At 64.1% G+C, this 17035-nt stretch carries 17 protein-coding genes and 1 pseudogene; 8 read left to right on the plus strand and 10 right to left on the minus strand.

Going from position 1 to position 17035, the window contains the following annotated elements; all coding sequences use genetic code 11:
* Positions 1-4 precede the first annotated feature (4 nt).
* On the plus strand, positions 5-427 hold the full coding sequence (locus ACZ1G0_RS11260) for a rhodanese-like domain-containing protein (RefSeq protein ID WP_472737025.1): 423 nt from the start codon (positions 5-7) through the stop codon (positions 425-427).
* Here the strand turns inward: ACZ1G0_RS11260 and ACZ1G0_RS11265 are convergent, their stop codons facing one another.
* From ACZ1G0_RS11265 to ACZ1G0_RS11280, 4 genes are read right to left on the minus strand one after another with little or no spacing between them, the layout of a single operon-like run.
* The gene (locus ACZ1G0_RS11265) at positions 428-1585 is read right to left on the minus strand and encodes a CaiB/BaiF CoA transferase family protein (RefSeq protein ID WP_472737026.1); all 1158 of its coding nucleotides are present in this window, start codon (positions 1583-1585) and stop codon (positions 428-430) included. It abuts the gene before it with no gap.
* The gene (locus tag ACZ1G0_RS11270; protein WP_472737027.1) at positions 1572-3158 is read right to left on the minus strand and encodes a thiamine pyrophosphate-binding protein; all 1587 of its coding nucleotides are present in this window, start codon (positions 3156-3158) and stop codon (positions 1572-1574) included. The genes ACZ1G0_RS11265 and ACZ1G0_RS11270 overlap by 14 nt, the downstream gene beginning before the upstream one ends.
* Positions 3158-4123, minus strand: a complete 966-nt coding sequence (locus ACZ1G0_RS11275) for an ABC transporter ATP-binding protein (RefSeq protein WP_472737028.1) — start codon at positions 4121-4123, stop codon at positions 3158-3160. The genes ACZ1G0_RS11270 and ACZ1G0_RS11275 overlap by 1 nt, the downstream gene beginning before the upstream one ends.
* Positions 4120-5100 carry an ABC transporter ATP-binding protein gene (locus tag ACZ1G0_RS11280; protein WP_472737029.1) on the minus strand — a complete coding sequence of 327 codons (981 nt, stop codon included), beginning with the start codon at positions 5098-5100 and terminating at the stop codon, positions 4120-4122. The genes ACZ1G0_RS11275 and ACZ1G0_RS11280 overlap by 4 nt, the downstream gene beginning before the upstream one ends.
* A gap of 193 nt (positions 5101-5293) precedes the next feature.
* On the opposite strand from ACZ1G0_RS11280, the gene ACZ1G0_RS11285 reads away from it, so the two are divergent.
* Entirely contained in the window at positions 5294-5488 is a 195-nt protein-coding gene (locus tag ACZ1G0_RS11285; protein WP_472737030.1) for a hypothetical protein, read from the plus strand.
* Positions 5489-5495: 7 nt separating this feature from the next.
* Here ACZ1G0_RS11285 and ACZ1G0_RS11290 read toward each other — a convergent pair whose 3' ends face one another.
* The 5 genes and pseudogenes from ACZ1G0_RS11290 to ACZ1G0_RS11310 all read right to left on the minus strand — a co-directional run bounded on the left by ACZ1G0_RS11290 (position 5496) and on the right by ACZ1G0_RS11310 (position 11287).
* Positions 5496-6410 (minus strand): ABC transporter permease, encoded by a 915-nt coding sequence (locus ACZ1G0_RS11290; protein ID WP_472737031.1) that lies wholly within the window; start codon positions 6408-6410, stop codon positions 5496-5498.
* 1 nt (position 6411) lies between these two features.
* Complete coding sequence (locus ACZ1G0_RS11295; RefSeq protein ID WP_472737032.1) at positions 6412-7392, minus strand: ABC transporter permease; 981 nt, start codon at positions 7390-7392, stop codon at positions 6412-6414.
* An 84-nt stretch (positions 7393-7476) separates the two neighbouring features.
* Positions 7477-9041, minus strand: a pseudogene (locus ACZ1G0_RS11300) (ABC transporter substrate-binding protein).
* An 83-nt stretch (positions 9042-9124) separates the two neighbouring features.
* Complete coding sequence (locus tag ACZ1G0_RS11305; protein WP_472737033.1) at positions 9125-9637, minus strand: DUF4329 domain-containing protein; 513 nt, start codon at positions 9635-9637, stop codon at positions 9125-9127.
* Between the two features lie 66 nt (positions 9638-9703).
* On the minus strand, positions 9704-11287 hold the full coding sequence (locus ACZ1G0_RS11310) for an ABC transporter substrate-binding protein (RefSeq protein ID WP_472737034.1): 1584 nt from the start codon (positions 11285-11287) through the stop codon (positions 9704-9706).
* A gap of 153 nt (positions 11288-11440) precedes the next feature.
* On the opposite strand from ACZ1G0_RS11310, the gene ACZ1G0_RS11315 reads away from it, so the two are divergent.
* From ACZ1G0_RS11315 to ACZ1G0_RS11340, 6 genes are read left to right on the plus strand one after another with little or no spacing between them, the layout of a single operon-like run.
* Positions 11441-11680 (plus strand): Lrp/AsnC ligand binding domain-containing protein, encoded by a 240-nt coding sequence (locus ACZ1G0_RS11315; protein ID WP_472737035.1) that lies wholly within the window; start codon positions 11441-11443, stop codon positions 11678-11680.
* Between the two features lie 19 nt (positions 11681-11699).
* A complete protein-coding gene (locus ACZ1G0_RS11320) occupies positions 11700-12839 on the plus strand; it encodes an ABC transporter substrate-binding protein (protein WP_472737036.1) in 1140 nt (379 codons plus the stop codon).
* Positions 12840-12878: 39 nt separating this feature from the next.
* On the plus strand, positions 12879-13796 hold the full coding sequence (locus ACZ1G0_RS11325; RefSeq protein ID WP_472737037.1) for a branched-chain amino acid ABC transporter permease: 918 nt from the start codon (positions 12879-12881) through the stop codon (positions 13794-13796).
* Positions 13793-14758 (plus strand): branched-chain amino acid ABC transporter permease, encoded by a 966-nt coding sequence (locus tag ACZ1G0_RS11330; protein WP_472737038.1) that lies wholly within the window; start codon positions 13793-13795, stop codon positions 14756-14758. The genes ACZ1G0_RS11325 and ACZ1G0_RS11330 overlap by 4 nt, the downstream gene beginning before the upstream one ends.
* On the plus strand, positions 14755-15489 hold the full coding sequence (locus ACZ1G0_RS11335; RefSeq protein WP_472737039.1) for an ABC transporter ATP-binding protein: 735 nt from the start codon (positions 14755-14757) through the stop codon (positions 15487-15489). The genes ACZ1G0_RS11330 and ACZ1G0_RS11335 overlap by 4 nt, the downstream gene beginning before the upstream one ends.
* On the plus strand, positions 15486-16172 hold the full coding sequence (locus ACZ1G0_RS11340) for an ABC transporter ATP-binding protein (protein WP_472737040.1): 687 nt from the start codon (positions 15486-15488) through the stop codon (positions 16170-16172). The genes ACZ1G0_RS11335 and ACZ1G0_RS11340 overlap by 4 nt, the downstream gene beginning before the upstream one ends.
* On the opposite strand, the gene ACZ1G0_RS11345 is transcribed toward ACZ1G0_RS11340, so the two are convergent.
* Positions 16169-16957 (minus strand): FadR/GntR family transcriptional regulator, encoded by a 789-nt coding sequence (locus tag ACZ1G0_RS11345; RefSeq protein WP_472737041.1) that lies wholly within the window; start codon positions 16955-16957, stop codon positions 16169-16171. The genes ACZ1G0_RS11340 and ACZ1G0_RS11345 overlap by 4 nt on opposite strands.
* Between the last annotated feature and the right edge of the window lie 78 nt (positions 16958-17035).

Raw genomic sequence — 17035 nt, forward strand, 5'->3', positions numbered from 1 at the left:
TCCCATGAAACTGTCCCGACGTCACATCCTCGTAAGCCTCGCCGCGATGACCCTACCCCGTGCCGCCTATGCCAACAGCACGGATCTGTCTGTGCAGCAGGCCTACGCCCGCATGCAGCAGGGCACTCTGACCCTGATCGACGTGCGAGAGCCTGGGGAATGGCGGTCCAGCGGGGTTGCGGTGGACGCTATACTGATCGCCCTGCGAGACCCCAATTTCACCGAAAAGTTGATGGAGGCTGTGGGCGGTGATCGGGACAGACCCGTCGCCCTGATTTGTGCCGCAGGCGGGCGGTCCACGCGTCTGCGCCTGTCCATGTGGCGCGCCGGTTTTTCGGAGGTCTATGACGTGCCCGAGGGCATGCTCGGGTCCCGCGCGGGACCGGGTTGGATCAGGTCCGGCCTGCCCACGGTGTCTTACGAATAATCAATCGTCCCAAGGATCGTCTGGCGCGTCCCCTGTTGGAAAAGCCGGGGGCGCATGACGGTAAGTCACTGGGGTGACAGAGAATTTAAGCGGGTTTCCGATGGTCCGCAGGCGTGCGCTCCCGCCCTCTTGCTCCACGATCATGCCCCGGGCGATGGCCTGATCGGTGGCAAAGACCTGATCCAGCCTGTGCACCGGGCCAACGGGCACTTTAACCGCCTCCAACGCTGCAATCAGATCCGCAGCGGGCCAGCGCTTCAGCGTCGGTTCAAGAATGTTCTCCAACGCCTCTCGGTGCGCCACACGGGCGGGATTGGTCGCAAACCGCGGGTCTTGGGACAGCGCAGGTAGGCCAAGCGCCCCCATGGCACGGGCAAACTGCCCGTCGTTTCCAACGGCCAAAATCACATGACCATCGGCACAGGGATAGACCGAGTAAGGCACGATGTTGGGGTGCGCATTGCCGCGCCGGGTGGGGACCTCGCCCGTGTTCAGATAGGCGGTGCCCTGATTGATCAACCACGCCATTTGCGTATCCACAAGGGCAAGGTCGATTTGCTGTCCCTGCCCCGTTGCCTCCGCATGGCGCAGGGCAGCGAGGATACCCGTGGCTGCATAGAGACCACAAACCACGTCCGCGACGGCTACGCCAACCTTGGAGGGGGCTGCGTCCGCTTCACCCGTCAGAGACATGATCCCGCCATAGCCTTGCGCCATCAGGTCATACCCGGGCTTGGACCGGTTCGGCCCCGTTTGCCCAAACCCCGAGATGGAGCAGTAGACCAACGCCGGGTTCAAGGCAGCCAGTGCCGCGTAGTCCAAACCGTATTTCGCAAGGCCCCCGGGTTTGAAATTCTCGACCACAATATCGGCTTCGCCGGCGAGATTGCGCAGAAACGCCTGCCCTTCGGGGTCGCTGATATCCACTGCGATGGCGCGTTTGTTGCGGTTGGCTGCCAGGAAATATGTCGATATATCAGTGCCTTCGACGAAAGGCGGGCCCCAGCTGCGGGTGTCGTCGCCCGCCGTCGCGGGGTTCTCGACCTTCAAGACCGTGGCCCCCAGATCGCCAAGCAGTTGGGTCGCCGTGGGCCCTGCCAGGATCCGTGACAGGTCCAACACGCGCACCCCAGTCAGCGGACCCTTAGATACGTCCATCATAGGCCCCTGCCTCGATATGTACCGCGATCACCGTAAAGGTGTTTGATTTCAGAGCCTTGCCAATCGCATCCGCCATTTCGGTGCGCGAGTTGACGTCGATCCCCTGCCCCCCGAAGGCCCGCCCAATGGCCGCATAGTCGTGCCGTCCAAAGGCGACACCGGCCTTGGGCAATTGCATTGTGCGTTGCTTCTTGTCGATCAAGGCTAGCTCTCCATCCACGAAAACCACGAAAATCACGGGTAGATTCAAGTCCGCCGCAGTGGCTAAGTCCCCCGGAGACATAAGAAATCCGCCGTCCCCCATGAAGGCCACCACCGGCACATGTGGGGCTGCGATCTTGGCCCCGATGGCCAGTGGCAAGGCGCAGCCCATGGTGCACAGCCCCGTGGATTGCAGCATCTGGCGCGGGCCGTCACAGGTCCATTTCTGGCTGATCAAGATCCGGTGTGCGCCGGAATCCACCGTGATAACAGTGCCTTGGCGCAAGGCGGCGCGCGCCTCTTCCATGGCCGCACCTGGCCCCCAATCGCCCCCGGCAAAGGCCGCCGCCAGCGCCTGCTTGGCCCCGGCCACCCGGTCGCCCCAGCCACTGGCCACAGGGTCAACCCCGTCAAAACCAGCCAAGGTCCCGGTGATCGAACCCACCACGGACTCGTGCACATAATGCATCCAATGGCGGTTGGACTCGTGCACGATCTCGAGCAGGTGGGTCTTTTCAAGGTCCCAAGGGTGCTGCCAGCCCGGGCGCATCTCGATCGGATCATACCCCGCCGCGATGATCATATCCGCGTCGCGCACCAGCGGCAGCAGATGGGCATCGGCCAAAGGCGACAACCCGGCGCCGCCCAGACACAGGGGGTGATCTTCGGGGATGATCCCCTTGGCCTTGTAGGTGGTGACAAAGGGCATCTGGTGCCGCTCCACGAAAGTGCGCAGGGCATCGCCCGCCCCTTCGCGCACGGCGTCCAGACCGATGATCATCAGGGGACGTTCCGCGCGGGCCAGCACGGCACGCGCATGGGTCATGTCGCCCGACACGGGCGCATCGGCAGGCCTGGTCCGTCCGCTGTCGGTGGCGGGGGCCTTGGCGACCGCGATGGGCACGTCAATGTGGACCGGCCCCGCGCGTCCCTCCAGCGCGATGGAGAGGGCCTTGTCCGCAATCACATCCGCCGCCCCTGCGGACAGGGTAAAGGTCGCCTTGGTGATCGGCCCCAACACCGCGCGCTGGTCCAGCACTTGATGGGTGTAGGTCTGGGCGTCATCGGCGTCGATGCAGCCCGACAGCACGATCAGGGGCACGCGGTCTTGGTCGGCATTGGCCACGACGTTGACGGCGTTCATCAACCCCGGTCCAACGGTCGCCACAAGGATCGCGGGCGCGCCGTCCATGTGGTGCGCCCCTTCAGCCATGAAGCCTGCGGCGGTTTCGTGTTTGGCCAGGATGAATTCGATCCCCGCCCCTTCCAGCGCGTCGATCAGGGTCAGCACCTCGCCCCCCGGCATGCCAAAGGCCCGCCTACAGCCCGCCGCGTACAGCCTGCGGGCCAGAACGTCGGCGGCGCGCATCACTCTGCCAGATGGCAGGCCACCCGTGCCCCGCGCACGGACCGGATCTTGGGTCGCTCTGCGCTGCACCGATCCGTGGCGATGGGGCAACGCGGATGAAAGGCGCAGCCCTTGGGCGGGTTGATCGGGTCCGGTATTTCGCCCTGTGGCGGTTCCACCTCGCGCCCGAAATTGTCCATGGTGGGGGCAGCGGCCAGCAGCATCTGGGTATAGGGATGCTTGGGGTCCGCGAACAGTTCGCCCGGGGCGGCCTCTTCGACCAGACGCCCCAGATACAGCACGCCGATGCGGTCGGCCATGTGTTGCACCACGGTCAGGTCATGGCTGATGAACAGATAGGTCAGGCCCAGATCGTCCTTCAGGTCGCTCATCAGGTTCAGGACCTGCGCCTGCACCGACACATCCAAGGCAGAGGTCGGTTCGTCACATACGATCAACTTGGGCTCGGACGCCAAGGCCCGGGCGATACCGATCCGCTGGCGCTGGCCGCCGGAAAACTCGTGCGGGAACTTATCGCCGTCCGCCGCCGACAGGCCCACCTTTTCCAACAGCGCCTCGGCCAGTCCCGCCGCCTTGCCGCCCCGCGCGGTGACGGGTTCCGCGATGATGTCGCGGACCTTCCAGCGGGGGTTGAGACTGGCGTAGGGGTCTTGAAAGATCATCTGGATATCGGAGCGAACCTTGTCCACCTTGGCGGCGTCCTGTTCTTCGAACAGGTTGATCCCGTCGATTTCCACCGCCCCTTCCGAAGGTTTGAGCAGCCCCACCAGCATCTTGCCGATGGTGGATTTGCCGGACCCGGACTCCCCCACCAGCGCGTAGATGGTCTTTTCCTCGATCTCGAAATCCACGTCAGATACGGCCGTCAGGAACTGTTTGGGGCGGCGTTCCAGCACCCGGTTCAGCCAGGGTTTGGACACGTCGAACACGCGCGTCAGATCGCGGATGGTGACAAGTGCGGTCATGCCGCGCCCTCCTGCTTCATGGGGTGCCAGCAGGCCGCGCGCCCGCCGGTGTCCTGGATGCGCGGGGTGGTGCCGGTACGGCACTGGCCGTCTGCCTTGGGACAGCGCGGGTTGAAGGCGCAGCCCTCGGGCAAGGCCCCAAGGCGCGGCATGGAGCCGGGGATCTGGTGCAGCCGGTCCTTGCCCGCGCTGGCGAGCGGGGTCGAGCCCATCAGGCCAAAGGTATAGGGGTGCTGCGGGGTCTGGATTACGTCGCGCACGGGGCCGATTTCGGCCAGTCGGCCCGCGTACATCACGGCGACGCGGTCGGCCGCCTCGGCAATGACGCCCATGTCGTGGGTGATCAGCATCACAGCAGTGCCCTTGTCCCGGCACAGGCGTTTCAGCAGGGCGATGATCTGTGCCTGCACCGACACATCCAGCGCGGTGGTGGGTTCGTCCGCGATGATCAGCTTGGGTTCGGCGCACAAGGCAAGGGCGATGACGACCCGCTGGCGCATACCGCCGGAAAACTCATGGGGGTAGCTGTCGATGCGTTGGGCCGCGCCGGGGATGCCAACCTCGTCCAGGGCTGCGATGGCGCGTTGGCGCGCCTCGGCCTCGGTGATGTCCAGGTGGGCCAGCATGGTTTCGGTCAGCTGGTCCCCGATCCGCAGCAGAGGATTGAGCGAGGTCAGCGGGTCTTGGAACACCATGCCGATGTCCTTGCCGCGCAGGCGGCGCATGTCCTCACCCTCCAGGCCATCGATGCGGGTGTCGCCCAGCCAGATCTCGCCGGATTTGACATGGGCGGGGCGGGTCAACAGGCCGATGACGGCGTTGCCGGCCATGGATTTGCCCGCGCCGGATTCGCCCACGATGCCCACGATTTCACCGGCATGAATGTCGTAGGTCACGCCGTCGACGGGCCGCAGGATACCGTGGCGCGTGGGGATTTCGACGACCAGATCGCGCAAAGAGAGGACAGGATCAGGCATTTCGGCCCTCCGAGTGTGCTGAAATTTTAGGCAACGGCGATGGATGAAAAGGCAAAGCGTCAGTTATGTTGACCTTATTGCCGCAGCGCAGCAAAATGCGATCTGCATCATGACGGCGCAGTCCTAGTCTGGGATCAGCGCTGCGATGGGGGGCGTGGCGTGCTTTGAAACGCACCACTCAGGAGACCTTCCCATGTGCCTATCTGCCGAAGCCATTGCCCTGTTCCTCAACATCATTGCCCTTGACGGGGTCGAGATGACCCCGGGCCGCATCGTGATCCCCGCAGACCTGCAAGACACCCATTGGGTACTGACCCACGAGGATGAGTGGTGCACCATGGCCCCCCAACTGGACCGGATCGCGCGCTTTGCTGCTTTGAAAGACTGACGCGGCATCAGCGCAACCTCGGGTTCAGGGCATCGCGCAGCCAGTCGCCCAACAGGTTGACCGACAAGGCCAGCGTCAGCAGCGTGGCGGCAGGGAACAGGATGATCCACCACTCGCCCGAAAACAGGAAGCCTTGGCCGATGCGGATCAGGGTGCCCAAACTGGGCTGGGTGGGGGGCGCGCCGACGCCCAGGAACGACAGGGTCGCCTCGGCGATGATGGCAAGCGCCAGCGAAATCGTTGCAATGACCAGCACCGGCGACAGCACATTGGGCAGGATGTGGCGCAGCATGATCGCCCCGGGCTTGCGCCCGATCAGGCGGGCGGCTTGCACGTATTCCTTGTTCTTCTCCACCAGCGTGGCCCCCCGCACCACCCGCGCGAACTGGACCCAGTCCGACAGGCCGATGGCGATGATCAGCACCCAGATGGCCACTTGGTCGCGGTGTTCGGGCGGGGTGATCCCCTTGGCGATGCCAAAGATCAGCATGGCCACAAGGATCGCCGGGAACGTCAGCTGCACGTCGGCCACGCGCATGATGATCGTCTCGACCCAGCCGCCCACATAGGCCGCGATCAGGCCCAGCGTGACGCCCAAGACCAGTGCGAACATCACCGCCGCGAAGCCCACGAACAGGGATATGCGCATCCCGTACAGGATCGTCGAAAACACGTCGCGGCCTTGGTCGTCAGTGCCCAGCCAGAACACCTCACCCGTGAAAGCATTCGGTGTCATCGGCGCGGAGAAGCCGTTCATCAGGTTCAGGCTGGCCGGATCAAAGGGATCGTGCGGCGCGATCAGCGGCGCAAAGATCGCCGACAGCACCAGCACCAGCGTCACCGCCAGCGAGACGATGGCCACGGGCGACGTGCGGAATTTATAGGCCAGATCACTGTCCCAGGCCTTTGCGAAACGGGTCATGTCAGTGCCCTCCCCCACGGTCCACGCGCAGGCGGGGATCAATTGCAAAATAGAGCAGATCGACGATCAGGTTGATCATCACGAACATCACGGAAATCAACATCAGGTAGGCGGCCATGACGGGGATGTCCACGAACTGCACCGCGTTGATGAACAACAGGCCCACACCGGGCCACTGGAACACCGTCTCGGTGATGATGGCAAAGGCGATGATGGAGCCGACCTGCAGGCCAGTGATCGTGATCACGGGCACCATGGTGTTTTTCAAGGCGTGGCGAAAGTGCACAGCCCGGTCGCGCAGGCCCCGTGCGCGGGCAAAGCGGATGTAGTCCTGGCGCAGAACCTCCAGCATTTCGGAGCGGACCAAGCGCATGATCAGGGTCAACTGGTACAGACCCAAGGTGATGGCGGGCAATATCAACGCCTTCAGGCCGCTGGCGGTCAGGAACCCGGTGGTCCAGCCGCCCAGATCCACCACCTCTCCGCGCCCGAAACTGGGCAACCAGCCCAGCGTGACCGAGAAGAGGTAGATCAGCAGGATCCCGATCAAAAACGTCGGCAGAGAGACCCCCAACAAGGAAATGGTCATAATCGCATTGGCCGCGAACCCGTCACGCCGGATGGCCGTGAACACGCCCAACCCGATGCCAAAGATGATCGCCATGGCCCCGGACACCGCCGCCAGTTCCAGCGTGGCCGGCGCTCGTTCCGCGATGATCTCGGCCACGGGGCGGCCTTGGCGATAGGAAATACCGAAATTGCCCTGCGCCGCGTTTTCAAGGAACCGATAGTATTGCACGACAAACGGCTGATCCAAGCCCAGCTGTTCGCGCAGACGGTCGATATCCTCTTGGGTGCGTTCCTGACCCAGCATGTTGTCGATGGGGTCGCCCACGAAGGTGAACATGGAAAACGCGACCAGACCCACGGCCAGAAGCACAAGGATCGACTGCGCAATGCGCCTGATAATGTATGCGAGCATGTGCCCCCCTGCTGTCGCCCGAACGTGACAAGGGCGGCGCGCAAGGTCAATGCCCCGCGCGCCGCCCTCTTTGGACTTTGACGCTTAGTTAACTGTTACCCACCGCAGGATAAAGAAGTTATCTGGCCGTTGGGTCAGATCCACATTGGCCCGCGCCCCCCACACCAGCGGTTGCACATACAGGGGCACATAGGCGTGGGCGTCCTGATAGATGGCCGTGGTTTCATCGATCATGGCCTGACGCTTGGTGTCGTCAATCTCGGACTGGATCATGGGCAACAGTTCGTCCACGCGGGCGTCCGAGAAGCCGCCGAAGTTCCATGAGCCCAGCTTTTTTCCGCATTGGGCGTGGTCACCAGGAATCGGACGGGGTGTTCGTGGTCAAACGTGCCGGGGGACCAGCCCAGCAGGTACATGTCAAAGTTGTCGGCGCGCAGTTCGGGCCAGTAGTTCGACACGGGCATGGCGTCCAACTGCGCGGTCATCCCCACTTGGGCCAACATACCAACGGCGGCTTGACACACAGCCTCGTCGTTCAGGTAGCGGTTGTTGGGGCATTTCATCCCGAACGAAAACCCATCTGCATAGCCTGCCTCGGCCAACAGGGCACGCGCGCCGTCTGGATCGAACGCGGGGCGGTCCGCATTGGCGTCCGAGAAGCCGCGCATGGCGGGGCTGACCAGCTGGCTGGCGGCCTCGGCGTTCCCGCGCATGATGGTTTGCAGGATCGCGTCCACGTTGATGGATTTGGCGACCGCCTCGCGGACGCGTGCGTCTTGGAACGGGTTGGGTGCGCCGACGGTGTCGCCGTATTTCAGCGTATCATGGTCATGGCCAAAACCAAACATGATCACCCGCGCCTCGATCCCTTGGATGACCTTGACGTCATCGCGGCCCGACAGGCGGGCGGCGTCCTGGATCGGCACGGGGTTGATCATGTCCACATCCCCCGACAACAGCGCGGCGACTGCGGTGGCAGAGTTCTGGATCGGCGTGAAGGTGGCGCGAGTGATGTTGTGTTCCACCTCACCCCACCAGCCCGCGTGGGGTTCCAGTGTGGTGGTCAGGCCCGGCTGCCGTTCCGTCACCCGGAAGGCGCCGGTGCCGTTGGTGTTCAGGGTCGCGTAATTGCCCGCCTCTTTGTCGGGCAGGGTCGCGTTGTTCGCCTCGGCCCAATCCTTGTCCATGATCATCCAGTTGGCGATGCTGTCGGGGAACAGGGGGTTGGGGGCGTTTGTCATGATATCGACTGTGAAGTCGTCCACCACGATCACCTCGGACACAGGCGCGAACCAGGACCGGGTGTCGGACGCCTCGTCACTGGCGCGTTGATAGCTGAACAGCACATCCTCGGCGGTGAAGGCCGCCCCGTCCTGGAAGGTCACGCCCTGACGCAAGTTAAAGCGCCAGCCCTCGCCCGCGCCGATGGGGGCCCAGCTGGTGGCAAGGGCGGGTTCCACGGACATATCCTTGCCGCGCCGCACAAGCCCTTCGTATACGTTGTTGAGAAAGCCCAGCACGGGGGCCGAATTCACGGCGTGGGGGTCCATGGTCTGCGGGTCGGTGGTGCCCGCCCAAGTGAACTCTTCGGCCACAGCGCCTTGCGCCAACAGCAGCACCAGCGCCGTGGCGCTTGTTAGATGTTTCATGATGATCCCCCGTTTGGATTGGTGTTTTCTATCAGCTTGATCGTGACGATAGCCTTGCCCTGCGTCACTTCAACTCCGCGTGATCAATAGTCGAAAAATCGTTCCAGTTGATCAACCGTAAATCTGTCCGGGATCGGGCCCATGAAACCGGGTTCGAAATCCGGGTCCTGGGGCAGGCAGCCGAGGCCGCAGATCATCCGTGCAACACCGGCCTGTCCGTCGATGAACCACAGCCGCCCACCGGGGGTACTGATCCAACCATCCACCCCTTCGGCCATATCGGCGTACATGTCGTCGGGGCTGGGCACCTCGCTGTCGGCGTCGGGGTGAAAGGCCCCGTGGGTGTGGTAGCTGGCGATGACGGTGACGTCGCGCCGGGCAAACGGCTGGCAGCTGTCAGCGCGGCCCCGGCGGATGCGACTGGCCAGCAGGCGGCCGTTTTCATCCACACCAATGGTGCCGCAGTGTTCACGGTTGGTTTCAAAGGACGGGGCCTGCGCCCGGGCCAGCAGGTCCTTGGCAAAGGCCACCTCGGCGGCGGATTGGGCGGCGGCGGGTCCCGCTAGCAGGGTCAGTACGATCAAAACGGCGCGCATGTCTTTCCCCCTTAACGCAAAAGGGCCGCCCCGGGTGGGACGGCCCTGTCCTGGCCAGGGCCAGGATCAGTTCATGGTGAAGAACTTGAACTTCGGGTCATCCTCGGGCGACACTTCGGTGCCGACGCTGGTGGACATGCCCCAGTTCAGAACCTGGTGGTGGATGGGCAGGTACAGCTGTTCATCCTGCACGACACGCCAGATCTTGGCGATATCGGCATTGCGCGCCTCAAGGTCCGTGTTGGAGGCCAGCGATTTGATCATCGTGTCCAACTCGTCATTGTCGTAGCCGGTGTTGTTCCAGGTTCCGATGCTGTCTTCACGCCCGTGCACGAGGAAGTTGAAGATATACTCGGAATCGTAGGTCGGCACGCCCCAGCCCAACATGTAGAAGTCGGTCTGCGCCGTGGTGATCAGCGGGAAGTGCTGCGCCTTGGGCTTGGCGTCCAGGTTCACGGTGATGCCGATCTGCGCCAACATGCCCACGGCGGCCTGACAGATCGCCTCGTCGTTGACGTAGCGGTCGTTGGGGCAATCCAGACGGATCGAGAACCCGTCCGCATAGCCTGCCTCGGCCATCAGCGCCTTTGCGGCCTCGACATCGGTCATGGCTTCGGCGTCCATCTCGGCGGTCCAGCCGTTGACGAAGGGCGGTGCAATCATGCCCGCGGGGGCGGATTGGCCGCGCATCACGACCTGTTTGATCGCATCGCGGTTGATCGCCATGTTCATCGCCTTGCGCACACGCACATCCGCCAACGGGTTGGCCCCGTCCACGTCGTCCGCCTCGATATCGGCAGCGCCAGAGTTCAGACCGAAGAAGATCACCCGGTTTTGCGGTGCGGTTTTCACCACCAGACCATCGGTGTTGCCCACGCGGGTCAGGTCTTGGACGGGTACGTCCTGGATAAAGTCGACCTCACCGGACAACAGGGCGGCCACGCGGGTGGCTGCGTTCTGGATGGGGGTGTAGATAATTTCCGTCACCTCCATCGGGAACTGGTCCATGCCCCAGTAATCGGCGTTCTGGGTCAGAACCGTGCGCACGTCAGGTTCACGCGACACAAGGCGGAAGGCACCGGTGCCGTTTGCGTTGGTGGTGGCAAAGGTCGTCTCGCCGCCATCGGTGTCCTGCACCTTTACCGTGTTGTTCGCCTCGGTCCATGTTTTGTCCATCATGAACAGGTTGGTCAGGTTCGAGGGCAGAATCGGGTTCGCCCCATCGGTGACGATCTCGACCGTGTGGTCGTCCACGGCGCGGACCTCGACGATGGAGTTGATCAGCTCTTTCATGTTGGAATCGTCGGACTGGGCCCGTTCGAAGCTGAACACCACATCCTCGGCAGTGAAGGCGGACCCATCGTGGAAGGTCACGCCCTGGCGCAGGTTGAACACCCAGACGCTGGGATCATCGGCCTTGGGGGCCCAATCGGTGGCCAGCGCAGGCTGGAACGCGCCGGAATGATCGCGGATGATCAGCGGCTCGTAGATCTGGTGGGCCAGGGTGTGGGTCGGGCCTTCGTTCTGGGCGTGAGGGTCCAGTGTCAGGCTGTCGCCCGCGCGTGCCCACCGCAAGGTCTCGGCATTGGCGGCACCTGCCACCATGGATGTCAGCAATGTGGCCGACAAAAGGGTCGTCGTCAGTTTCATCTGTAGTCTCCCTGAATTTGTGGATGCATCTTTGAAGCGGGAATTGGAAAACGCAAGGGGGCCTGTCGCGGAAACCGACATGCAAAGCCGGTTGCCTTTCCCCGAAACCTAGGCCAGCCTTCGCGCAAGGCACTTCGCCTGTGGGAGGAGCATTTGATGAATTGTGTGTTCGTAAGCATTCGCTGTCGGCCCGGCACGGGATACGCGGTGGCCGATGCCATTGCCCTGCGCGAAATCCATTCAGAGCTGTATTCCACCAGCGGCGAGTATGACCTGCTGCTAAAGATGTACATCCCGGCAGAGGATGACATCGGCAAATACATCAACGAGAATCTGCTCGATATCGACGGGATCGAGCGCACGCTGACAACGCTGACATTCAAGGCGTTCTAGGGGACAACGGGGAATCACCATGACATTGAAATCCATTCTGACGGGCGCTGTCTGCGCCGCTGCACTGGCCGCAGGCGCCACAACCGCCACAGCCGACGTGAAGGTCGGCATGATCACCACCCTTTCGGGCGGGGGCGCGGGCCTTGGCATCGACGTGCGCGACGGGTTCATGCTGGCCGTGGCGCAATCGGGCCGCGACGACATCGAGGTTGTGATCGAGGATGACCAGCGCAAGCCCGACGTGGCCGTGCAACTGGCCGACAAGATGGTGCAATCGGAACAGGTCGACGTTCTGACCGGCATCATCTTTTCCAACCTTGCCATGGCCGTCATCCCCAGCGTGACCGCGCAGGGCAAGTTCTATCTGTCCCCCAACGCGGGCCCTTCGGCCCTGGCCGGGCGCAACTGTCACCCCAATTATTTCAACGTGGCCTGGCAAAACGACAACCTGCACGAGGCTGCGGGCGCATATGCCAACACCGCAGGGCTGACAAATTCCTTCATCATGGCCCCCAACTATCCGGCGGGCCAGGACGCGCTGGCAGGCTACAAGCGGATGTATGAGGGCGATCTGGCGGGCGAGGTCTTTACCCAGCTGGGCCAGACCGACTACGCCGCCGAGATCGCGCAAATCCGCGCCTCCGGTGCGGATTCAGTGTTCTTCTTCCTGCCCGGCGGCATGGGCATTTCGTTCATGAAGCAATATGCGGCCTCCGGCGTGGATATCCCGCTGGTCGGTCCCGCCTTCAGCTTTGACCAGGGTATCCTGCAAGCGGTGGGCGATGCGGCCCTTGGCGTGGTGAACACCAGCCAGTGGAGCAAGGACATCGACAACCCCACGAACGCGGCCTTTGTCGAGACCTTCCAGGCGGAATACGGGCGCCTGCCCTCGCTTTACGCAAGCCAGGGGTTTGACACGGCGAACCTGCTGATCTCGGCCATGGATCAAGTGGGGGATGCAGATGCCTTCCGCGCGGCCCTGAAGGCGGCCGATTTTGACAGCACGCGCGGGGATTTCCGGTTCGGCAACAACCACCACCCGATCCAGGACATCTACGTGCGCGAGGTGATCCAGGAAGGTGACGTGTTCACCAACCGCATCATCGGCACGGCCCTGACCGACCACGGCGACGCCTACGCCGCCGATTGCAACATGTAGCCCCTGGGGCCGGGGCAACCCGGCCCTATGTCGCCCCCCATGACACTGGTTCTTTTGATCGAGCAGGTCCTGAATGGCCTGCAATTCGGCGTGATGCTGTTTCTGACAGCAGCGGGCCTGACGCTGATTTTTGGCGTCATGGGCCTGATCAATCTGGCCCATGGGTCGCTGTATATGATCGGGGCCTTCGCGGCGGCGGCGGTGGCGGGGTGGACCGGGTCCTTCGTGCTGGCGCTGGTGGCGGCCCTGATGGCGGCGGCCATGGCGGGGGCGATCGTGGAAAAGGTCGTGATCCGGCGGCTGTACGACAAGGACCACCTGGACCAGGTCCTTGCCACCTTCGCCCTGATCCTGATCTTCAGCGAGGGCACGCGGTGGGTGTTCGGGTCGTTTCCCTTGTTCCTCGACGTGCCCGACGCCCTGTCCGGCCCGGTGTCCCTGGGCGGTATCCAGTACCCCGCCTACCGTCTTGCGCTGATTGCCGCCGGTCTGGCCGTGGCCGTGGGCCTTGGCCTGCTGATCACCCGCACCCGCCTTGGCATCCAGATCCGCGCCGGTGAAAACGACCGCGAAATGATTGCCGCCCTCGGCGTGGACATCAGCCGGCTTTATACGCTGGTTTTTGCCTTGGGCGCGGGGCTGGCGGGGCTGGCGGGTGCACTGGTCGGCGCGATCCAGTCCGTGCAGGTCGGCATGGGAGAACCTGTGTTGATCCTCGCCTTCGTCGTGATCGTCATCGGCGGCATCGGGTCGATCAAGGGCGCGCTGGTGGGGTCGATCCTTGTGGGGTTGACCGATACGCTGGGCGGCATCTTTCTGCCGCAACTCTTTGCCCTGTTCACGGACGCAAGTGCCGCCGCCTCGGCCGGGTCAGCGCTGGCCTCCATGCTGATCTATATCCTGATGGCCGCCGTCCTGATCTGGCGGCCCACCGGCCTGTTCGGAGCACGCCCATGACCGAACGCTGGATCAACATCACCCTGATCGCTGTCCTGATCATCGGCCCCGTGGTGGCCCATATCGCGTCAGAGCCGTTCTTAATCACCCTGGCCACCCGCGCTGTGATCTTTGCGCTGGCCGCAGTGGGGCTGAACATCGCCCTGGGCTGGGGCGGCCTCGTGTCCCTGGGCCACGGGGTCTATTTCGGGATCGGCGGCTATGCCATGGGGATCCTCGCCTACCACGCGCAGACCTTTACGCCCCTTATGGGCACCGAGGGCACCAAGTTCATGCCGATCATCTGGCTGGTGGCGGTGGCCATTTCGGCCCTTGTGGCGCTGGTCATTGGCCTGCTGTCCCTGCGCACGGGCGGGGTCTATTTCATCATGATCACGCTCGCCTTTGGGCAGATGTTCTATTACTTCGCCATTTCATGGCCGGCCTACGGGGGCGAGGACGGGTTGTCGATCTGGGTGCGCAACGACTTTCCGGGGCTCAACACGCTGGTGCCCCTGCAGTTCTACGGCCTGTGCCTTGCGATCCTGCTGGCGGTCCTGTGGGTCAACGCACGCCTGATCCGCTCGCCCTTCGGGCTTGCCCTGAACGCCGCGCGCCAATCGCCCGCGCGGGCACAGACCGTGGGCCTGTCCCCCTTCCGGTTGCGCCTGATCGCCCTTGTGATCTCGGGCGCGATTACGGGGCTGGCGGGGGCGTTGTTCGCGGACCTGAACCGGTTTGTGGCCCCCACCATGTTCAGCTGGCAAATCAGCGGTGAGTTCATCGTGTTCTGCATCATCGGCGGCGTTGCGCGCCTGTTCGGCCCTGTGGTCGGGGCGATGCTGTTCGTGGCGCTGGAACACCTGCTGGGGGGCTTTAGCGACTATTGGCAAATCGCCCTTGGGCTGCTGCTGCTTGCAATCGTGTTGTTCAGCCGCGGCGGCCTGATCGGCCTGTTGTCCCGGCCGGAGCGTTCGCAATGACCGTGCTGCAAACCAAGGGCATCACCAAACGCTTCGGGGCGCTGCTGGCCAGCGACGCGATCAGCCTTGACCTGCGGGCCGGCGAGATCCACGCGGTGATCGGCCCCAATGGTGCGGGCAAGACCACGCTGATCGCACAGATCTGCGGCGGGCTGACACCGGACGCCGGCAGCGTTCATCTGGATGGGGCCGATATCACCGCCCTGCCCCCACCTGCCCGCGCACGCGCCGGGCTGGGCCGTACGTTCCAGATCACCTCCCTCGCCATGGAGGATACGGTGCTGCAAAACGCCGTCCTGGGGGCGATGGGCACGCCGTGGTCTTTCTGGCGGCCTGCCCTGTCGGACCGCAGGGCAGTCGAGGCGGCAGAGGCGGCCCTTTCCCGCGTGGGCCTGCAAGACGCCCGCGCCACCCGCGTGGCCGACCTGTCCCACGGCCAGCGCCGTCAGCTAGAGGTCGCCGTGGCCCTGACCCTTACGCCTACGGCCTTTGTCATGGATGAACCCATGGCGGGATTGGGGGCGGAAGGATCCAAGCATCTGACGACCCTGCTGGATGGCCTGCGGGCCGAGGCGCCAATCCTGCTGGTAGAACACGACATGGACGCGGTGTTTGCCCTGGCCGACCGGATCAGCGTGCTGGTCTATGGCCGGGTGATTGCCACGGGCACGCCCGACCAGATCCGCGCCGATAGGGACGTGCGCGCCGCCTATCTGGGGGATGCGCCATGACCCTGCTGGATGTCCAAGGGTTAGCGGCCGCTTACGGCCCGGCCCAGGCCCTGTTCGACGTGTCCCTTTCCGTGGCCGAGGGCGAGGTCGTGGCCCTGATGGGCCGCAACGGGATGGGCAAGACGACCACCGTGCGCTGCATCACGCGCATGATGGCGGCCCAAGGAACGCTGACCTTTGCGGGCCGGGACCTGCACGCCCTGCCCTCGCACAAGGCCGCACAGCTGGGCATCGGTCTGGTGCCCGAGGGGCGACGCCCCTTCCGCGACCTGACCGTGACCGAGAACCTGATCGCCGCCGCCCGCCCCGGCCCTTGGGACCAGCGCGCGGTGGAGGGGCTGTTTCCCCGCCTTGCCGAACGGCGCGCGCAACGGGCCGGCAGCCTGTCGGGCGGAGAGCAGCAGATGCTGGCCATTGCCCGCGCCCTGATGACCAACCCCCGCCTGCTGGTTCTGGACGAAGCGACCGAGGGCCTTGCCCCCCTGGTGCGCGCGGAAATCTGGGACGCCATCGCGCGGCTGAAATCCGACACCGGCATGGCGATCCTTCTGATCGACAAATCGCTGGCGGAAATGGCGCGGGTCGTGGACCGGGGCGTGATCCTAGAGCGGGGACGGTCTGTCTGGTCCGGGGATGTGGCCGCTCTGACGCCCGAGGTGACAGGCCGCTACATCGGGATCTAGCGCCCTTTCAAGGCATCGGCCATCTCGCGCTTTTGGGCAATTTTCAGGCGCTGCGCCCGTTCCTGCCCCGCGCGAAAGCTGGCCGCGACGAAATCCATATGCGCGGTCGCCGCCTGCCCGGCGGCCTCGGCCTGCCCCGCCAAAACCGCATGGGCAATGGCGCGGTGCTGGTCCATCAGGGCGGCCCCGCTGCCGTCAAGGGTGCGCAGGTAGTCGCGGTTGTAGAACACCCCGCGCCGGGTCAGGTCATAGCAGGACGCCATCATGTGGATCAGCATGGCGTTGTGGCTGGCGCGCACAAGTGCGGTGTGAAAGACGGTGTCCGCCTCCATCGAGGCGGCTTGATCGCCCGAAGCCTCCGCATCCTCCAACGCGGTCAGGGCCCGCTGGATCGCCGTGTGATCCGCAGGCGTGGCGCGGGTGGCGGCAAGGCGGGCGGCAAAGGCCTCCTGCTCCCGCCGGTATTCGAGGTAGTCGTTGAACGCACGACCCTGCCGCGCATACAGCGCGATCAGCGCAGGCGACATGGCTTGGCCCGACAGTTGCGCGATGAAGGTGCCCTCGCCGTGGCGGACGGTAACCAACCCGCCTTCCTCAAGGGCCTTCAGGGCATCACGCACCTTGGGCCGCGACACGCCCAGACGGTCGGACAGGTCCCGTTCCGACGGCATGCGCGTGCCTTCCTCCAGAATGCCCTGCACAATCATGTCCTCGATCTGGCGCACCACCAGATCGGCGACGGGTTCCGGGGACACGGGATCAAAAAGGGCATCTGTCTGGGTCATGGCGGGCCTTTGCGCAGGGGGCCGCGGGCTGCGACCTATCGGAGCATTTGATCTGGCTCGATTGCATCCTTTGCCCAA

This window comes from Thalassobacter sp. HA4-2 (genome assembly GCF_055693705.1).

Excerpts from the sequence above, each read along its gene's own strand:
- ACZ1G0_RS11335 (WP_472737039.1), top strand. The coding sequence starts at position 14,755 with ATGACCGTGCTGCAAACCAAGGGCATCACCAAACGCTTCGGGGCGCTG.
- ACZ1G0_RS11340 (WP_472737040.1), top strand. The coding sequence starts at position 15,486 with ATGACCCTGCTGGATGTCCAAGGGTTAGCGGCCGCTTACGGCCCGGCC.
- ACZ1G0_RS11280 (WP_472737029.1), bottom strand. The coding sequence starts at position 5,100 with ATGCCTGATCCTGTCCTCTCTTTGCGCGATCTGGTCGTCGAAATCCCC.
- ACZ1G0_RS11290 (WP_472737031.1), bottom strand. The coding sequence starts at position 6,410 with ATGACCCGTTTCGCAAAGGCCTGGGACAGTGATCTGGCCTATAAATTC.
- ACZ1G0_RS11285 (WP_472737030.1), top strand. The coding sequence starts at position 5,294 with ATGTGCCTATCTGCCGAAGCCATTGCCCTGTTCCTCAACATCATTGCC.
- ACZ1G0_RS11275 (WP_472737028.1), bottom strand. The coding sequence starts at position 4,123 with ATGACCGCACTTGTCACCATCCGCGATCTGACGCGCGTGTTCGACGTG.
- ACZ1G0_RS11270 (WP_472737027.1), bottom strand. The coding sequence starts at position 3,158 with ATGCGCGCCGCCGACGTTCTGGCCCGCAGGCTGTACGCGGCGGGCTGT.
- ACZ1G0_RS11320 (WP_472737036.1), top strand. The coding sequence starts at position 11,700 with ATGACATTGAAATCCATTCTGACGGGCGCTGTCTGCGCCGCTGCACTG.
- ACZ1G0_RS11310 (WP_472737034.1), bottom strand. The coding sequence starts at position 11,287 with ATGAAACTGACGACGACCCTTTTGTCGGCCACATTGCTGACATCCATG.
- ACZ1G0_RS11345 (WP_472737041.1), bottom strand. The coding sequence starts at position 16,957 with ATGACCCAGACAGATGCCCTTTTTGATCCCGTGTCCCCGGAACCCGTC.
- ACZ1G0_RS11260 (WP_472737025.1), top strand. The coding sequence starts at position 5 with ATGAAACTGTCCCGACGTCACATCCTCGTAAGCCTCGCCGCGATGACC.
- ACZ1G0_RS11265 (WP_472737026.1), bottom strand. The coding sequence starts at position 1,585 with ATGGACGTATCTAAGGGTCCGCTGACTGGGGTGCGCGTGTTGGACCTG.
- ACZ1G0_RS11330 (WP_472737038.1), top strand. The coding sequence starts at position 13,793 with ATGACCGAACGCTGGATCAACATCACCCTGATCGCTGTCCTGATCATC.
- ACZ1G0_RS11325 (WP_472737037.1), top strand. The coding sequence starts at position 12,879 with ATGACACTGGTTCTTTTGATCGAGCAGGTCCTGAATGGCCTGCAATTC.
- ACZ1G0_RS11305 (WP_472737033.1), bottom strand. The coding sequence starts at position 9,637 with ATGCGCGCCGTTTTGATCGTACTGACCCTGCTAGCGGGACCCGCCGCC.
- ACZ1G0_RS11295 (WP_472737032.1), bottom strand. The coding sequence starts at position 7,392 with ATGCTCGCATACATTATCAGGCGCATTGCGCAGTCGATCCTTGTGCTT.